At 43.2% G+C, this 17411-nt stretch carries 21 protein-coding genes and 1 pseudogene; 6 read left to right on the forward strand and 16 right to left on the reverse strand.

Annotated features, from left to right (window positions below; all coding sequences use genetic code 11):
• Positions 1–2 precede the first annotated feature (2 nt).
• The 3 genes from KOLE_RS08470 to nadE all read left to right on the forward strand — a co-directional run bounded on the left by KOLE_RS08470 (position 3) and on the right by nadE (position 2761).
• A complete protein-coding gene (locus tag KOLE_RS08470) occupies positions 3–785 on the forward strand; it encodes a DUF3307 domain-containing protein (protein ID WP_015869008.1) in 783 nt (260 codons plus the stop codon).
• Between the two features lie 119 nt (positions 786–904).
• Positions 905–1867, forward strand: coding sequence for a potassium channel beta subunit family protein (locus tag KOLE_RS08475; RefSeq protein WP_015869009.1), 963 nt, complete (start codon positions 905–907; stop codon positions 1865–1867).
• A 51-nt stretch (positions 1868–1918) separates the two neighbouring features.
• Entirely contained in the window at positions 1919–2761 is an 843-nt protein-coding gene (nadE, locus tag KOLE_RS08480) for an NAD(+) synthase (protein WP_015869010.1), read from the forward strand.
• Positions 2762–2777: 16 nt separating this feature from the next.
• Here nadE and KOLE_RS08485 read toward each other — a convergent pair whose 3' ends face one another.
• The gene (locus tag KOLE_RS08485) at positions 2778–3101 is read right to left on the reverse strand and encodes a hypothetical protein (RefSeq protein ID WP_015869011.1); all 324 of its coding nucleotides are present in this window, start codon (positions 3099–3101) and stop codon (positions 2778–2780) included.
• Positions 3102–3106: 5 nt separating this feature from the next.
• Positions 3107–3634, reverse strand: coding sequence for a hypothetical protein (locus tag KOLE_RS08490; protein ID WP_015869012.1), 528 nt, complete (start codon positions 3632–3634; stop codon positions 3107–3109).
• Positions 3635–4011: 377 nt separating this feature from the next.
• Between KOLE_RS08490 and crcB the strand changes: the two genes are divergently transcribed.
• The 3 genes from crcB to KOLE_RS08505 all read left to right on the forward strand — a co-directional run bounded on the left by crcB (position 4012) and on the right by KOLE_RS08505 (position 6627).
• Complete coding sequence (crcB, locus tag KOLE_RS08495; RefSeq protein ID WP_015869013.1) at positions 4012–4386, forward strand: fluoride efflux transporter CrcB; 375 nt, start codon at positions 4012–4014, stop codon at positions 4384–4386.
• Positions 4383–4709 (forward strand): DUF190 domain-containing protein, encoded by a 327-nt coding sequence (locus tag KOLE_RS08500; protein ID WP_015869014.1) that lies wholly within the window; start codon positions 4383–4385, stop codon positions 4707–4709. The genes crcB and KOLE_RS08500 overlap by 4 nt, the downstream gene beginning before the upstream one ends.
• Before the next feature lie 67 nt (positions 4710–4776).
• Positions 4777–6627: a peptidylprolyl isomerase gene (locus tag KOLE_RS08505; RefSeq protein ID WP_015869015.1), complete on the forward strand. Its 1851-nt coding sequence runs from the start codon at positions 4777–4779 to the stop codon at positions 6625–6627.
• A gap of 52 nt (positions 6628–6679) precedes the next feature.
• Here the strand turns inward: KOLE_RS08505 and KOLE_RS08510 are convergent, their stop codons facing one another.
• The 14 genes and pseudogenes from KOLE_RS08510 to KOLE_RS08575 all read right to left on the reverse strand — a co-directional run bounded on the left by KOLE_RS08510 (position 6680) and on the right by KOLE_RS08575 (position 17316).
• Positions 6680–7642, reverse strand: coding sequence for a hypothetical protein (locus KOLE_RS08510; RefSeq protein ID WP_015869016.1), 963 nt, complete (start codon positions 7640–7642; stop codon positions 6680–6682).
• Between the two features lie 56 nt (positions 7643–7698).
• A complete protein-coding gene (locus tag KOLE_RS08515; RefSeq protein ID WP_015869017.1) occupies positions 7699–8553 on the reverse strand; it encodes a hypothetical protein in 855 nt (284 codons plus the stop codon).
• A 4-nt stretch (positions 8554–8557) separates the two neighbouring features.
• Positions 8558–9691, reverse strand: a complete 1134-nt coding sequence (tgt, locus tag KOLE_RS08520) for a tRNA guanosine(34) transglycosylase Tgt (protein WP_015869018.1) — start codon at positions 9689–9691, stop codon at positions 8558–8560.
• Complete coding sequence (locus KOLE_RS08525) at positions 9684–10313, reverse strand: cyclodeaminase/cyclohydrolase family protein (protein ID WP_015869019.1); 630 nt, start codon at positions 10311–10313, stop codon at positions 9684–9686. Before KOLE_RS08525 ends, tgt begins: the two co-directional genes overlap by 8 nt.
• 19 nt (positions 10314–10332) lie before the next feature.
• Positions 10333–11058, reverse strand: coding sequence for a deoxyribose-phosphate aldolase (gene deoC / locus KOLE_RS08530; RefSeq protein WP_041289011.1), 726 nt, complete (start codon positions 11056–11058; stop codon positions 10333–10335).
• Between the two features lie 22 nt (positions 11059–11080).
• Entirely contained in the window at positions 11081–11629 is a 549-nt protein-coding gene (locus KOLE_RS08535) for an HDIG domain-containing metalloprotein (protein WP_015869021.1), read from the reverse strand.
• Positions 11630–11651: 22 nt separating this feature from the next.
• Positions 11652–12290: pseudogene (gene radC, locus KOLE_RS08540) on the reverse strand (RadC family protein); the annotation flags it as partial.
• A 17-nt stretch (positions 12291–12307) separates the two neighbouring features.
• A complete protein-coding gene (locus KOLE_RS08545; RefSeq protein WP_041288724.1) occupies positions 12308–12883 on the reverse strand; it encodes a Maf family protein in 576 nt (191 codons plus the stop codon).
• Positions 12880–13380 carry a Gx transporter family protein gene (locus KOLE_RS08550; protein ID WP_015869023.1) on the reverse strand — a complete coding sequence of 167 codons (501 nt, stop codon included), beginning with the start codon at positions 13378–13380 and terminating at the stop codon, positions 12880–12882. The genes KOLE_RS08545 and KOLE_RS08550 overlap by 4 nt, the downstream gene beginning before the upstream one ends.
• On the reverse strand, positions 13377–13748 hold the full coding sequence (locus KOLE_RS08555; protein WP_015869024.1) for a NusG domain II-containing protein: 372 nt from the start codon (positions 13746–13748) through the stop codon (positions 13377–13379). Before KOLE_RS08555 ends, KOLE_RS08550 begins: the two co-directional genes overlap by 4 nt.
• Positions 13745–14785 (reverse strand): FAD:protein FMN transferase, encoded by a 1041-nt coding sequence (locus KOLE_RS08560; protein WP_015869025.1) that lies wholly within the window; start codon positions 14783–14785, stop codon positions 13745–13747. Before KOLE_RS08560 ends, KOLE_RS08555 begins: the two co-directional genes overlap by 4 nt.
• On the reverse strand, positions 14755–15747 hold the full coding sequence (gene amrS / locus KOLE_RS08565) for an AmmeMemoRadiSam system radical SAM enzyme (RefSeq protein ID WP_015869026.1): 993 nt from the start codon (positions 15745–15747) through the stop codon (positions 14755–14757). The genes KOLE_RS08560 and amrS overlap by 31 nt, the downstream gene beginning before the upstream one ends.
• A 20-nt stretch (positions 15748–15767) precedes the next feature.
• The gene (gene amrA / locus KOLE_RS08570) at positions 15768–16289 is read right to left on the reverse strand and encodes an AmmeMemoRadiSam system protein A (RefSeq protein WP_015869027.1); all 522 of its coding nucleotides are present in this window, start codon (positions 16287–16289) and stop codon (positions 15768–15770) included.
• A 4-nt stretch (positions 16290–16293) separates the two neighbouring features.
• Positions 16294–17316: a 6-phosphofructokinase gene (locus tag KOLE_RS08575; protein WP_015869028.1), complete on the reverse strand. Its 1023-nt coding sequence runs from the start codon at positions 17314–17316 to the stop codon at positions 16294–16296.
• Between the last annotated feature and the right edge of the window lie 95 nt (positions 17317–17411).

Here is a 17411-nt window from a genome sequence, read left to right on the forward strand (position 1 = left end):
GTTTGATACCGTTATTGCTATCGATTCTGGGTCATGTTATGGCTGACTTCATCTTTCAATCCGATAACATTGCGGATGAAAAGCGCAGAATGTGCGTAAAAGCGCTCTTTGTTCATTGGCTTGCTGTATTCGTAACGCTTTTCATATTGTTGCTGGCGTATGATTTCAAAGTGGTTTTCTGGTATGCCCTCTGGTTATCGATTATACATATAACCCTTGATCTTTTTAAGGCGCTTTTTGAAAAGGTAGGATCTCCTGCCAGGGAGCTTTTTTTGTTTTTCATAGATCAGATTATGCATCTGGTTGTAATCGTGTTTTTTCTCCCTATATTTACCTTCGAGCTTAACGAAACTTTTAGTAAAACTATGAGCTCAATTTCAAAATATGCCGGTATTGAGCTATCGCAGCTGCCTGTTGAAAAGATTCTTTTGGTAGCTATAATCTACATATATGTTCTTTTTGGCGGCGCGGTTTTAATGAGGAAGCTTATCAATTTTATATACAGGAAAGAAGATGGCTCTCTTGAAAGGATCGCGGGGTCATCATCTGTTTTGAAGAACGTAAAAACCGGGAAGGTTATAGGGATATTTGAAAGGGCCATTGTTTTGACTTTTTATATAACAGGGAATGTGGCTTCGATTGCTTTCGTTATTGCTGCGAAATCCCTTGCCAGATTCAAGAACTTCGCTGAGAAAGATTTTGCTGAATATTATCTGATAGGTACGCTTGCCAGCGTTTTGATTGCCATGATCGGCGGTATCATCCTGAAATGTCTGGGAATTTGAAAATCTGCTGAAGCTTGCCGGAGACCGAGGTGAATCTTCTGTAAAAGTACTCTTTTGATTTTTATTCTACTTAACGTATAATAATATATGAGAGGCAAATACCAAAAGGAGGAGAAAGCATGGAATATAGAAAGGTTGGAAAATGGGGAATTAGAATCAGTGAACTTTCTCTTGGTTCTTGGTTGACCTTTGGAAACCAGCTTGACATTCGTGGAGCTAAAGAGTGCGTAAGGGAAGCTTTTAAAAATGGAATTAACTTCTTTGACACGGCTGAGGTGTATGCCAATGGCATGGCAGAATCAATGCTTGGAGAAGTTTTGAAAGAGTTCAGAAGAGAGGACATAGTGGTTTCGACGAAGATTTTTTGGGGTGGGGAAGGACCGAATAAGAAAGGGTTGTCCCGCAAACACCTGCTGGAAGGAACCTGGGGATCTTTGAAACGACTTCAGCTGGATTATGTAGATATTTTATATTGCCATAGACCAGATCCAGAAACCCCTATCGAAGAAACCGTTCTCGCAATGGATTATCTTGTAAGAAACGGCCTTACTCTTTACTGGGGAACGTCCGAATGGAGTTACGAAGAGCTTGAAGCAGCTCATAAGGTCTGTAAAGAGCTCAACTGCATTCCTCCGATTGTAGAGCAGCCGCAGTATAATATGCTCGTTAGGGAAAAGGTTGAGAAAGAATACGCGCCTATTTACGAGAAATACGGCATTGGTTTGACAACGTGGAGTCCCCTTGCATCGGGGGTATTAACCGGAAAATATAACAATGGTATCCCCGAAGGGAGTAGATTGGCGAGGTTTTCCTGGTTGAGAAAGAGTCTTGAAGAGAAGGGACTACTCAGTGATGAGACACTTTCAAAGGTTCGAAAACTGGAAAAGATTGCAAAGTCACTTGATGCTAAATTGTCTCAACTGGCTTTAGCCTGGTGTTTAAAGAATCCTCATGTCAGCAGTGTAATACTGGGAGTCAGCAGTGTGAACCAGTTGCATGAGAATATGGCAGCTCTTGAGGTGAAAAGCAAATTAACCGATGATGTGATGAATGAGATAGAGAATATTCTTTCAGGCAAATAACGAAAAAGGGGGCTAAACCAGCCCCCTTTTTAGGTCGGTGGTGTTGAGAACATGAAAGAAGAAATCATGGAATTCATCGAGAAGACGGTTTATGAGTATGAATTTCAAGGAGCTGTTGTTGGTATTAGCGGCGGGATAGATTCAGCCGTTGTCGGTAAACTCTGTGTTGAAGCCCTTGGGCGCGATAGGGTTTATGGCCTGATTTTGCCAGAAAGAGATTCATCACCGGAGACAGTGAGCGATGCAACACTTGTTTGTAAATATCTTGGAATAGATTATGCGATCAAACCCATCACGAAGTTACTCAGGGTTATGGGTGTTTATAAACTTGAGCCCGCTGCAATGTTCATCCCCAGAAAGCTTCAGGAAAATTATGTGAGGAAGAAAATGAGAGAGCTTTCGTATTCCGACAACCCTTTTATTGATGATCTTGAAAGTAAAGGTAATGCAGAATTTTTGAAAGGGCTGGCTTATTACAGAGTCAAGCATCGTGCGAGAATGTGTATGTTATACCTTGAAGCTGAGAGGCGAAACTACGTCGTTGTTGGCACTACCAACAAAACAGAAGAAGCCACCGGATTTTACGTTAAGTGGGGAGATGACGCGGTGGATGTAGAGCCGATAATGCATCTCTACAAAACACAGGTCTATCAACTGGCCGAACTTCTGGGTGTTCCTGAAAGAATTCGGAGAAAAGCACCTTCGCCGGATTTGGTTCCCGGCATTACAGATGAATTTATGTTTGGTATGAGCTATGAGGAACTGGACAGAATTCTCATGAAACTGGAAAAGGGGAAAACCCTTAAAGGTGAATCGAATGAAAATGTTGAAAAGGTGAGAAAAATCCTTGAGGCTGCTAAAAAAAGGAAACTCCGACAAATTAGCCTTCGGTAGATCTGCGTCGTATGGTTTACAACGATAAATAGAAGATCAGGATAGGTCGAAAACTCAGAAAAGAGCAATAATAGTGCCCAAAATATGTTCCCGTAAAATCAGCGATTAGATCCCCGAACTCAGCGCAGCCTCTTCCTGAAATGAAGTCGTAAGCTTCTTTTCCTACCCCGAGCAGTGTTGTAAAAAGAAAACCGCCTACTTCTCCAAAAAAATACCTGGATATGCCGTAGGCGGTGAAACTTACCGAAAAATGCAAATACTTATCGTACCCTTCAATGGAAAACGCAGCAGTCGCTATAACAAGCAATAATACCAGGAAAATAAATCCTTTGAATTTCACAATACCTAGAATGTCCAGATGACCTGCAGACCACTGGTAAAATACTCAGGCAATCCCTGTCCAATATACAGGTTTGCTGGATAGTCTTTAACCCACATGAATCTGAAGAATCCCGATAGGTAGAGATCGTTCATTACAGGAGCTATGATTTGCATTCCAACACCAGGAGCTACATGCAAATCTCCAACGCCAGGGATATCGGGCTCTCCGTCAACCGTGTCAACTAGAATTCCAAGAACACCGAGAGCATTGATGGCAATACCTCCGGGAATTTCGGTAATCGTATAGTACAGATCAACGCTTCCGAATGCTGCTTTGTTATTTAGTGCACGCATTGCAATTTCGCCGTTGAGAATAAAACCGTAATTCTCAGCAAGCGGTATCTGAATGCTCAAACTGCCCCCGGGTAGAGATACTTTTCCTGTTTCGAGCTTGGTGGCATGAAGTACAAGACCACCACCCACCAGGATATTAGCGAAAGAAAAACTGGCAATGATAAGGGAAAGTAAAACCAATAAAAGGCCTTTCTTCATGTTCCTTCACCTCCTATTCTGAACTTCTTACAGGGAAATTATATCACAAGAGCTATGATATCTAACAAGGGGGTGAACAGATAGCCTATACTGAGTAATGGAGTGTTAACTTCAACCTATTGTCATTCTAACAATATGCTCCTTGTGCATTCATCGCTATTTTATCGAGTTTTAGGTGTTTGCAATCTTCAATGCGGGTTTTTGATTTCTAATTCCTTTTGCTAATAACTTTACCAATCGACTCTGTCGTTTGTATTAAGTGTTAGTTCCCTAAAAATATTCTTTATAGCTTGGTAGAATAGAAAGAAAAGGATTATCATATATTTCAGTGTAAGAAGCAGGTTCTGAATTGGTATGAAAAGTGAGGTGTTGTGGCTATGTCGAAGTTTATTTTGATAGGTGCGGGTGGAGCAGCGGGAGCGATAAGCAGATATCTTCTTTCTAAAGTGGTTAACTCCCTTGCACCGATTGGATTGATACCGTGGGGAACAGTACTGGTGAATGTTATTGGCTCTTTTTTGCTTGCTTTTCTCATGATTTCATCTGCACAAAGGGTTAGTATAGATCCCCGATATATTTATCTTGTCGGAACCGGTTTTCTGGGGGCTTTTACGACTTTTTCGACCTTTTCATATGAGTTCATCACTCTCATATCAAAGTCTTCCTTTAGAGGGGCGTTGTATTTTCTACTTACAATTTCACTCAGTGTAATGGCTGCATACTTCGGGTTCATTTTGGGGAGGGGTAGATGATGAAAATGAAGAAGATGAGCGTATATCTTGGCGAAAAGGATAGGTACCAGCACAAGGAAATGTACGAACACATCCTTGAAATTTGCTACAACAACGGAATAAAAGGGGCAACGGTGATAAAAGGTATTATGGGATTCGGTGAAAAAAGACATATACACAGGAACGATTTTTTTACCCTTTCTGAAGATCTTCCAATTGTAGTGGAAGTAATTGATGTGGAAGAGAGGATAAATTTTCTGGCATCCAGGGTAAGAGAACTACCATTTGATGGGCTAATAGTGATTCAGGATGTAGAGGCATATTATGTAACAGGGAAAAAGTAGGGAATTTGTTGCTTCCAATCATGATAGTATTGTATGTAGGTTATTTATAACGGAAGGATGTGGTTTTGTGAAGAAATTCCTGATTATTTTGGTTGTATTTGTTTTAGGGGTATTGGGTTTTACCAACAGCATTATTGCCGAACTTACTGTTGATGGAACAATTACAGGGGTTCATGCTTTCCAGGTTGGATACGATGAGTACGAAAGTGCTCTTCAAGGGGCTCTGGCGAATTACGAAAGCCAGGGACAGAGTATCGACAAGTATTTTGGAAAAGAATCGCTGCCAAGCGAGATACAGCTGGGATATAGTGTCCTGAAGGTTTTGCTTGATAGAAAGGTTATGGCCTTTTTTGCTATGGAGCAGGATGTATTTCCAGATGAGGCTCAGGTTCAACAGATCACAGATGAGCTTGTTTCAAGATACATCTCGGATGAGACAACCAGAGCACAGCTTGAGATGTATTACGGTTCTATAGAAAACTTTAGAAAGGTCGTTGAGGATATTGTGTTTGTGAGAACCCTTAGCCAGAATGTCTTCAATGCAATCGTTCCGGATTATGATGCGAGTGCAACGGAATATTTTGAAAAAAATAAGACTGACATTAAGAATGAATACGAAAGTGTTAACGCAGCTCATATACTTGTTTCAACTGAAGCAAGCGCGATGGAGCTGAAAGAAAAGATACTTTTAGGGGAGCTTTCTTTTGAAGAAGCAGCCAAAAGGTATTCTCTGGACCAATACTCAGCCCAGCAGGGAGGAAATATTGGAGAGTTGAAACATGGTACCGTGATTTTAGAATTTGAAGAGGCAGCCTTCGCTGCCACTCCCGGTGAGATTGTAGGGCCGGTGAAAACCGATTACGGTTATCATCTTATAAAAGTGAACAGCAAGACCACTTTTGACTCATATGAAGATCTGAAGAATAGCAAGGCTTATGAGGACATAATGAGTCGGTTTGAGAATGAGGCCTTTCTTGGCTGGATAACAAAGTATAGACAGGATAAAAAGATACACTATATCATTTACGAAGAAGATCTGAAAACCTTTGGCGAACTGGCGAATCTGACCGATCCTGGGAAGTTCTATAACCGCATCGTTAATTCACTGTTCGATGAAAACAACGAATTGAAAGCAGGGGTTCCCGGGATTATCGCCGCGTTTTATATACAAATGGCGGACGATGAGCTCAAACAATATGAATCTCGTGAAGAAGCTTTCAAAACGATAATAGGAATTTGTGAGAGATTGCCGGAAGAGGAAAAGGGTGTTGAGCATTTTTCCGAATTAAAGGATAAAGCTGCGGAAAACGAAAACGTTAAACAGCTCCTGGATTACGCTGAAATCCTTGGAGTCGATTCGATTGAAAATGTGCACCTCAGGTTAGAGGAAATCAGGAATTACATGCGGGAAATCATGAATAAGGCTAAAAAAGTGGCATGGTATCTTTACGACAAAGCTCCTGATTCAGAAAAACTTCTAGAATATCTTTATCGTTTCGATTCCGATAATCCTAAAGCCGTTTATCTGTACACGGAGAATTTTTACAAAAATCAGGTTCAGCCTGTTCTGGCGGATTCTGATATATTTTCGAGCTACATAAATGCATACAAACAATACCTTGGTGAAAATGCTACGGAGACGCTTCTCGGTTACCTGATTAAGGGATTGGAAGGAAGGCTTGTTGAAAAAATCGTGGAAGACGAAAGTGTATCTGAAGATCTGAGGAAATCCGCGCTTGAGTTACTCGTTGACGCCTATGAAAATGCATGCAATCTTCCACTGGATAATAGGTTGAAACTTCAGTATCTGGGAACCGAGAGAGATTATCTCCTGAAGCTTTCGGAATTAACTCCTGAGGCCACAGATGTTAAACAGTTGTTGGATGCTGTGGATGAGAGATTGAAGGAGCTTCGGTAGTTTTTCCGCCAAAGAAAAAGCGCCCCAGATGGGGCGCTTTTTTAGCTTAAATTCAATTTGAATATATCGGAAGTTCCTTAAAGAGGTTGAGAACATCGGTTGTGATGTCAAAGGCTTCCGTAAATCTATCAATGAATGGGCTGCTTATTCTCGTGAAGAAGTTCAAGGGGGCGGTTGTGGTATTTATCTCAGGTTGCATAGTTGTGCTATCAAGAGGAACAGCAACCTGACCTGATAACGTTACCCAGGAATCTACTAAGTTGTAGGATAAACCGCTTCCTGCTGTGATGTTACTATCTATAAAGCCTTCACCACTTACATAGGTTTTGTAAGGATCCTGACCAGCAGGTATTTCCCAGCTACCGATATTTTGGAATACACCGTATGTGGTTGCAGCGGCGGGAATGAATTGTTCAATATTTGTTGAACCTATTAGTTTGTAATCGACGCTTACGTTAAATACCGCAAAGAGTTTTTCCTCACCGGTGAAGGGTTCGGTTGTGGTGACATAAAGCTCCGGGGTTGCAGCGGCGGTAACTTGGAGGTTGGTAAATGTAGCCTCGTAACATGTGACGGTTGCACTTGTTGCGCTATCAACGGTAAAGTTTCCAAGATAACCCAGATATCTTGCCATGCCAGTCTCCGAACCGACTTCATAACTCGGAGTTTCGGTAGGATCATAAAAAAGAACATAAAGATCGTAAGGAATACCTTTCAAAAGGTAAATGCTTCCAATCTCAAATGTAGACTGAGTGGAATCATAAGTTGCCGTAATGGTATTCACAATATCTTGACTTCCCGCAATGGTCACAATGGTTTTTACTGTATATGATTTGCTGGATGGATCCGCATCGCCCGGAAGTATGCTGGGTGTAAACGGGCTTGGTAACTTTGCAACAACCCTGACCCCGCTCTTGTCACCATGTAGTTTATCGGAATTCAAATCCCATTCTGTAGGTCCACAGGCTGCTAAAATGAGTAATACTGTGACTAGCATGAGAAAAAGTTTTTTCATATAAGACCACCTCCACCATGAATTTCAATCAGAAGATATAATCAATTTTACCATTTTTACCATCTACCAAAAAATGTTGCTCCCCACATGAACTCGATATCGATGTTCTGATCGGTGATAGTGTTGTTGAGATTTGCGCCAACACCAAGAGAGAGACCCATATTTCCTGCGGTAAGTTGGAATCCTCCGCCAACGACGACGTCACTGTTTGTCCAGTTCAGATCGACGTTGTAGCTCACGCCTCCCCTCAGCGCCAGAGCGTCGAACAACTTCAGATCGAGGGAGATACCAGCGTACCTGACGTTCATTCCAGCTCTGGTACCGAACTCTATTCCTAGCCTGAAGGGAAGGGTTACTATTCTGAATCCTACGAACAAGTCGAGTTTTTCAGCTGTGCTGTTAGAAAGGCTTGTCCAGATCAAGGCGTTGTTGAAAGCGGCGACGTATTGCACAAAATCACCTGTAGCTCCGGTTATTCCAGCACTTGCCATGAGCCAGTAGGTATCCAGACCGGGAGTGGTTATATCTTCAACATCGAGCTTCAATTTTACTCCATAATTGGTTGTTGGTGATAAAGGTCCGGAAACGGTATAACTTATCGAACGATAATCATTGACAAGGCCAGCGTCCATGACCCACTCGAGGATTCCGGCCATTCCACCCTCAGAGGGATCGAAAAAGAGAATATGGAGTTCGCGTTCAACGGTTTCAGAGCCGGCTCGACGGTATTCGAGCACTTGTGTGGACACTGCGGAGTTTAATATCCCATAAAGGTCTGAAGGGCTTCCGTAATTTGCCCAGTAACCCGTTGCCAGAATTGAATTTCCGCCAGTCTGAACAAGGAACGGGTCAAAGGAAAAACCTGTAACCGATAATAGACCCAGAAGAATTATGAGATAATATTTTTTCATTCAATCACCCCTCGGATACATTTACCCCGGTATCGTTCTTGATTAACTGTTTTCGGGTACACAACTCTTTGAACTCTAAGAATCTTTCTTCGCGAATGGCATTTCTGAGTCGGTCGGTGAAATCCAGCAAAAAATGCACATTATGGTAACTCAGCATCATTTTTCCAAGGAGCTCATCACGTGAAAACAGGTGATATATGTAACCTTTTGAGTAGCTTCTGCAAACCTTACAGTTGCACTCAGGATCGATGGGTTCTTTGGAAAACTTGTGCCTGGCAGCTTTGAGATTGATTTTTCCGGACCATGTTAATGCTGTTCCATGCCTTCCCATTCGCGTTGGAAGGACGCAGTCGAACATATCGATGCCGTTCTCGACAGCCATGATTATCATATCTGGCGTACCAATTCCCATGAGATATCTTGGCTTATCCTCCGGAAGGAGTTTTGTTGTAAACTCGAGAATATCCCTGGTCACCTCAAAGGGTTCACCAACACTCAAACCACCTACGGCGAATCCATCGAAATCCATGGCTGTAATTTCCCTGGCGCTCTTTTCGCGCAGGTCTTTGTAAAAAGCACCCTGAACGATTCCAAAGAGCGCCTGAGAACGGTCATGATACGCTAAGCACTTTTCTGCCCATCTGGTTGTCCTTTCCACCGATTCTTGTGCGTAGGTTCTGTCTAACTCAGGCGCGACACATTCGTCGAATGCCATCGCTATATCCGATCCGAGCGTCATCTGTATTTCCATGGATAATTCCGGTGTCATCATGATCTTGGAGCCATCGATGGGCGATTTAAACAGAACACCTTCGTCCAGAACTTTTTTATCTTTAAGGCTGAAAACCTGAAATCCTCCACTGTCGGTGAGTATAGAATTATTCCAGTTCATGAAACTGTGCAGACCGCCAAAGCTTCTTATTACCTCGAGACCAGGCTTTAAATAAAGGTGGAAAGCATTGCCAAGAATGATTCTTGCCCCAAGCTCCTTTAATTGCTCCTGCCAGAGTCCTTTGACGGTAGCGTTGGTACCCACAGGCATAAACACAGGTGTTTCGAAAACACCGTGTTTTGTTTCTAGCTTTCCAGTTCTCGCGGATGTTACCGGGTCTTTTTTTGTGACGGTGAATTTAACCATTTCTCTTTTTTATCACCTCGAGTATCCTCCGGTAGGAGGCTTCGATTTGCTTTTCGAGATGGTCCATTTCTTCTTTGATCCAGTTACAGTACCGTGGATCTTTCAGTGACTTCATGTTGATCATTACGTTGGCCTTTGCGACATAATAAACTGCGTACAACAAATGTGCAGCACTTTCAGCGTCGGAAATAGCGTTGAGATTGCCCCATTTTGCCAGTCTTTCCACGTTCACTATGACATTTTTACAACGTCTGGCAAGATCGAAGGGCACTTCGATGGCAGTTTTTAAAGCTTGTTGGATCTTCACTGTTCTGACGGCTTTTTCTTCTTCAGAATTTTTAGGAAGCCTGTAAGCTGCCATTACCTGATCGAAGGCTTGAACGTCCTTATTTACGAGATCACAAAGGTAGCTCATCTCGTTGCCGAAGATTTCGAGACATGCTTCCATCTGACTCTCAACGTCTTCGTATCCTTTCTTGCCGATGGTAAGGTTCGAAACCATAGCACCAAGTGCAGCGGCCAAAGCAGCCGCAACAGCTCCAACAGCGCCTCCACCTGGAGTCGGTGATTTCTCGGCAACTCGCTTTATGAAGTCCTTAACGCTTAACGAGCAAAGATCCATCCAAATCCCCCCTGTTGTATTATTTTTTGCCTATTATTTTCATTCCAGAACTCGTTCCAATTCTGTCGGCGCCCGCAATCAACATCCTTATCATATCTTCCCTGGTTCGCACACCGCCTGAAGCTTTTACCTTCACATTATCTCCCACGACGAATTTCATCAGGGAGACATCTTCTGCTGTTGCGCCGCCTGAACTGAAGCCTGTGGATGTTTTGACGAAAGCGGCTCCAGCTTCTTTTGCTATAACGCACGCAGCGATCTTCTCTGCCTCTGTGAGCAACGCCGTTTCAATTATAACCTTTACGACCTTGTCTTTTGCGGCTTTTACCACCTTTGCGATATCTTCGAAAACCAGGTCGTAAAGGCCCGCTTTGAGGTAACCGATATTTATAACCATGTCAAATTCATCGGCACCGTGATTCAGGCTCCACTCCGTTTCATAGACCTTTACATCGGTCGGAACAGCGCCAAGAGGGAATCCGATGACAACAGCACGCGCCACATCAGTGCCTTCAAGAAGCTTGGTGACTAACGGAAGATGACAACTGTTGACACAAACACTGAAGAAGTTGTTCTCTCTGGCTTCCATACAAAGGGTTTTAATCATTTCGGGGGTAGCATCAGGTTTCAACAGGGTATGATCGATATAACGAGCCAAATTAAGCTCTCCAGAGAGCTTGCGATTGATCGGTTCATAGCTTTGGTTCACCCTTTCTATGACCTCTTTAATTGTTTTTTCAAGCATGAATTTATCCATTTTTTTCACCTCACAAACCCAATTCTTTTGAAATTCCCTGCATCGCTTTGAGCGATATTTCTAAAAATTCATCGAGAGATAGTCCAAGATCTTTACAGCTTCGCATCTGTTCCCTGCTTGCACCCTTTGCAAAGGATTTTTCCTTGAACCTGTTTTTTAAGAACTGAACGTCTAAGTCGGAAAGCGTGCTTCCTCGACGAATAAGAACGGCTGCAACGATAAATCCCGTTACGGGGTCAGCAGCATAGATTGATTTTTCCAATAAGGTTTTCCTTTCTTTTTTACCACAGTGGGCAAGTATCGCATCTTTTACTTCCTGAGGAACATCGTAGGCTTCGAGCATTTCAACGGTTTTTAACCCATGCTTTTCTGGATTGTTTTTTGTTTCTTCATAGTCCAGATCATGAAGAAGCCCTGCGAGTCCCCAGAGTTCTTCATCTTTACCGAAATGTTTAGCCAATGCTTTCATCACCGCTTCCGTAGCCAGCATATGCTTGATAAGATTCACGTGTTTGATCTCTTTCTTTACAAGCTCCATCGCGAATTCTCTGGAAATCATCTCGCACCTCCGAGACATTTGTTTCTTTTTTTGAGGCGAAACTGTAATACCTTCCCTTTCCTATTATAACGTGATCTAAAAGCTTAATGCCAAGTGTTTCTCCAGCTTCTTTTAATCTTTTTGTGATGGCTTCATCTTCTTTGCTTGGGTTTGGGTCACCCGATGGATGATTGTGAACGAGAATGATTGCAGCGGCTGATTTTGATATAGCCGGCTTGAATACTTCCCTTGGATGCAGGAGGGAGCTGTCGAGGGTGCCGATAGTTATGGTGTTCATTCCTGAAAACATGAGTTTATTGTTTAAAGATATAACCCTTACCATTTCCTGGGTGAGTGTGGTCATGTCGTGGCATAGGTAATACACACTCTCTGGATCCGCTATCTTTGTTTTTGAGGTTTCGGTAAGTTCTTTGAAAACCCTATGGCCGATTTCGAGAGCGGCTTTTAAGGTTACGGCCTTTGCCTCTCCTATTCCCTTAAATTTTGCAAGTTCTTCATAACTCGCGCTCAGCAATCCGGAGAGTGAGCCGTACTTTTTCAACAATTCGGAACTTAATGCCATAACATCCATGCCTTTTGTTCCGGTTCTCAAAAGAATGGCAATCAACTCGGTCTCGCTCAAGTTGGGCGCACCAACAGCGAGTAAACGTTCTCGAGGCATATGATTATTTGACGATTTCAATCGTAGTACCCCCTATTCCTCAGGATCTCCCATATGCGGCCAATGGGTAACCCCATCACATTGTAGAAATCACCTCTTATTTCTTTGACGAACAACGCACCGTAGTCCTGTATACCGTAAGCGCCTGCCTTGTCCAGGGGGATTCCGGTGGCGACGTAGTAATCTATGGCGTCATCAGGGAGATCCCTGAACGTTACAAAGGTTTTTTCAACAAAAGTTATTTCTTCATTATCAGGAAAAAGCAATGCTACCCCAGTGTACACAATGTGGGTTTTGCCTGAAAGCCTTTTCAAGAAAGCTTTCGCCTCGGTTCTGTTAATTGGCTTTCCGAGTATCTCGTTGTCGAGGACCACTACAGTGTCCGCTCCAATTGTAACAGAGTCGGGGTAGATGTCAGAAATGCTTTTGCACTTCTTTACAGCTAGCCTCATCAGTTCGTTTTCCAGGTCACAGGCGTCGATGGTTTCATCAACATCTTTGGGGCTGACGCAGACAAAATGCACCCCAAGATATTTCATCAATTCTCTCCGACGTGGTGATGTGGATGCGAGAACTACTTTCTTTGACTTCATAACAAATCACCGATCCTTTTCAATACTGTATACGCCAATATAGCGTTTGCTATTGCTGAAATAGTTCCGATGATAACAAAATACGGATAAAGGTACATAATGGCAATGCTTTTAACAATGAACCATGCGGCAATCGCCAGCTGAACGGAATTGTTTATAATAGCTCCTGTCATGCTGATCCCAATCAGTCCGAACTTGCCTGACTTACCCATCAGCCACATGAAAAAAGTTCCTATTTCGATTCCCAGGAACCCCATGAAGAATCCCGGGGTTGCCAGTTTTCCCATCAAAGTGTTACCGATGACACTTTTTAAGGCAGCCAGAAACAGGAGCTCTTTCAACGTTCCACCGGGTATGGCGAGCAGGATTATCACGTTTGAGAACCCCCAACGGCCGCCCGGGATTGGCAATAAAAAAGGTATAAAGCTTTCAACAACGTATATAGCGGATCCCAGGGCTATTAAAAGTGAGAAAGAAGCAATTTTTCTTGCATTCATCTTGTTATCGCATCCATTTCTGTGTCGCCCTTTTTACCGTTAGAAGGAATAATGATGGTAATTTTGTTTGGGAGACAGACGATGGGAATATCAGGATGCGAAATCCAGCCGCTTTTAACGCACAGTTTCTCGGGACAATCTGATTCAATCACTCGCACCGATCCTTCACTAACTTCTACGACCATGTGGTCAAGGACATTGTAGGTTGCCTCTTTTGTGAGATCTAAAGTCCTGTAAAGCATTCCATCGTGGTAAATCTCAGCAATATTTTGAGCCAGGCCAGGAGATTTTCCTGAAAAAGCGAATATGGTAACCACGAGAAAAATTATCACCAGCAAATCTAAAGGCCTAAATAGCCTGTATTTCATTTTTTCTGATACACCTCAAATCCCGGTGATTTGTACGTACTCAGATCTTCCATAACAAGCATGACAAGAGCGCCATATCTGGGGAAAAAGGTTATCCCGGGTGAGGTTCCTATAACAAAAGCCGCCGTGGCAAAGGCATCAGCTTCCAGAGCGCTTTTGCTTATTACCGTTGCGCTTATCACACCGGATCTAGCGGGTCTTCCCGTGGTAGGATTGAAGATATGATGATATCTGATTCCGTCTTCAATGAAATATCGTTCGTAATCGCCCGATGTGGCAATTGCTCCATCATACATATAAACATACTCAATCACGTCGTCAGCCCTATCGCTTCTGGGATTCCTGATTCCAATTACCCACGGCCTTTTTCCGTATTTTGGTCCGATTATGCCTATATCACCGCCGGCATCGATGAACCCGGTGGCGGTTTCATCCATAGACTTAATTCTGGCAATAGCAAGATCAACTGCGTACCCTTTTGCTATACCCGAAAGGTCGAGTTCCGCTCCGTTGAGGATCCATACCTTGCTTGAGGATACATCGACAACGATGTTTTTGTATCCTACACGCTCGAGAGTTTTCTCGATTTCTTTTTCGGAAGGGACTCGCTTTTTGCTTGACGAACTATCGAATCCCCAGAGTTTGGTTATCGGGTAAATCGTGGGATCAAAAGCTCCACCGGTTTTTTCGGCTATATTGATTACTGCGCTGAGTAAAAAGGCAGTCTCTTCATCCACTTCCATTCCATTCTCACCGGCTTCCGCCATACTCTTCACTATTCCTCTATCTGATCCAAACTTTTTATCGATTCGGGTTATTTCTCTGAAAGCTGCATCGGCAAGAATCACGGGGGAAATCTTCTCCGATGCCACCTTTATGGTGACATAAGTGCCCAGTAGATATTCAGTTCTCGTGTAGTATTCCTCAGGTCGGTTCTTCAGGTAAACAAAAATAAGGGTCGCAATAGCAGCGACCATGAGTATTGAATAAAGGATCGTTCTTCCTATCAAAGAATCACGGGAATCTCTTTTCCGCAATTGGAGCACCTACTTTCCTCGGTAAGGTTTGCTATTTCAACGTCGAAGCCTCTGCGTTTTATCAGAGATGTACCGCAATCAGGACAATAAGTAGTGTTGAGATCTTCTGATGGAACGTTCCCTATATAAACGTAGTTAAGATGCTCTTTAGCCACGTTGTGGAGTTCGTTCAATGTTTTAACATCAGTGGGTGGAATTGTGTATTTGTAGTTGGGGAAATATCTGGTTATATGCAACGGGATGTCTCTGGAGAGCGAAGCCAACCATTTTGCTTCTTCACGCATTTCGTCCAGGCTGTCGTTTTTTCCCGGGATAATAAGGGTGGTAATCTCCACATGAACACCGGCAGATAACACAAATTCTATGGTGTCAAGTACATGTTTTTTCGAAGCCCCCAGTTCTTTTGCATAGAATTCGTCATTCCAGCCTTTAAGGTCAATATTCATAGCACTTATAGACTGGACGAGTAATTTCAGAGGTTCCTGCTCGATGTAGCCGTTGGTTATAAGAACGCTATAAATTCCCTCTTTTGCTGCTGCTCGCGAGGTATCCAGAACGAATTCAAAGGACACAGTGGGTTCATTGTAGGTAAAAGCTAAACCAGGAGTTCCCTCGGATCTGGCTATTTCTATCAATTGGTGTGGAATCACCCTTTGAACGATTCTGGGGCGTCCCTTCGATATTTCCCAGTTCTGGCAGAAATCGCAACTTAGATTGCAACCCCATGATCCGACGGAAAATATCATCGTCCCTGGATAAAAATGGTACAGGGGCTTCTTTTCTATGGGATCAGTTCCGATCGATGTAAGTTCACCGTAGTTCAGAGAATAAAGCATACCTTTGACATTCTTTCGTGCTTTGCAGATCCCGGTTTCTCCGGGTCTTATAATACATCTATTGGGGCATAGATGACACTGTAAAACATCCCCTTCCAGCTCATCGAAATAAATAGCCGGTTTCATGAGATCACCTCTTGTTCAGGTTAATAGTAGCGAGTAGCTGAAAACCTGAAGATTTTATAAGGTTCGTTGGGTGAAATTCCAGCTTTCAACAGGGCAATCCTTAATTGTTCCTGAACAGTGACAATTCCCGGTAAATCTGGCAATAATACGCCTCGCCGCCATCCAGCTTCAACAATGACACCGTATTTTTTGGGGTCAAGATCTTCGGGTTTGCACTCCTCGGGTTCGCTGAGTATATCAACGGATATCACCAGATTGTTCAGCTCTTCAGGCTGAACTGGTGGGAACCGCGGGTCTTTTGTAGCGGCGGCAATGGCATTATCTCTTATCTCTTCGGCGAGGTTTCGCTTTGTTGGTAAAATCGTACCTATACAGCCTCGCAAATCCCCATTTGCTTTGTGAAGGGTGACAAAACAAGCTGCTCGCCTTTGGGTGAGTTCTTCAGGCAAATTCCCAGAAATGCCTGGATATTCATTCCTGAGTATGTAAGATTCGATTACATGCCAGGCCCATTCAACATATATCGATCTCGCGGTACTCACCCCTTCATCCAAAGAATATCTGCGCGAGTTTGTAGTATTCGAAGGGAACGAATTTTTTGGTGGCTATCCCATATTCCAGAGGAATTGAAACGATTGCATTTCCACGCAGAGCTACCATTCTACCAAAATCCTTTTCGAGAACGAGTTTCATTGCATGAACACCGTAACGGGTTCCAAGTATCCTGTCAAAAGCCGTGGGTGTTCCGCCCCTTAACAGATGTCCAAGAACAACAGAGCGGGTATCATATCCGGTTTTCTCCTTTATTATTTCAGCAAGGTAATGGGCGATTCCTCCAAGACGTATATGGCCAAAGGCATCGACTTCATTCTTATCACCGATGACATTTTCAAGGTCAGTGGGTTTAAATCCTTCCGCAACCGCTATGATCATGTAGCTCTTTTTATCCATCCTTTCATTCACGTACCTGACGATCTCTTCAAGAGTCATCGGGTATTCGGGGATTAGTATCAAATGAGCACCAGCTGCAAGTCCTGCTTCTAATGTTATCCAGCCTGCTTCTCTGCCCATGAGCTCAACGAAGAGAACTCTCCCGTGGGATTTTGCTGTTGAATGAAGTCTGTCTATGGCATCAGCACCAACGTTCACCGCTGTATGATAGCCAAATGTGTAATCGGTGTTGGAAACGTCGTTATCTATGGTTTTTGGAACACCTATAACCTTGTAACCCAGAGAGGATAACTTTGCTGCGACAGACAGAGTATCGTCTCCACCAATAGCGATGAGGGCATCAAGCCCGAGTTTCTCTATGTTTTCAAGCATTTTATTCTTGTTTTCCTCGCTTTTAAAAGGGTTTGTTCTTGAGGTACCGAGTATCGTTCCACCTATGATGTGAATCCCTTCGACGTCATCGTCAGTAAGTTTTGTGACCTCGCCAGTAATCAGCCCTTTCCAACCGTGCATTATCCCGATAATTTCTATGTCTTTGGGAGCTGATTTAACGATTCCACGAATAACCGCGTTTAGCCCCGGACAGTCTCCACCACCTGTAAGAATTCCGACCTTCATTTTCATTACCTCCTGCGCTCTAGAAGTGAGATTCAAAAAGAACATTTCGTGTATAATTATACCATGAACATCTATCTCTCTCCGAGAGGAGGAAC

Source organism: Kosmotoga olearia TBF 19.5.1 (genome assembly GCF_000023325.1).
Lineage (GTDB): Bacteria > Thermotogota > Thermotogae > Petrotogales > Kosmotogaceae > Kosmotoga > Kosmotoga olearia.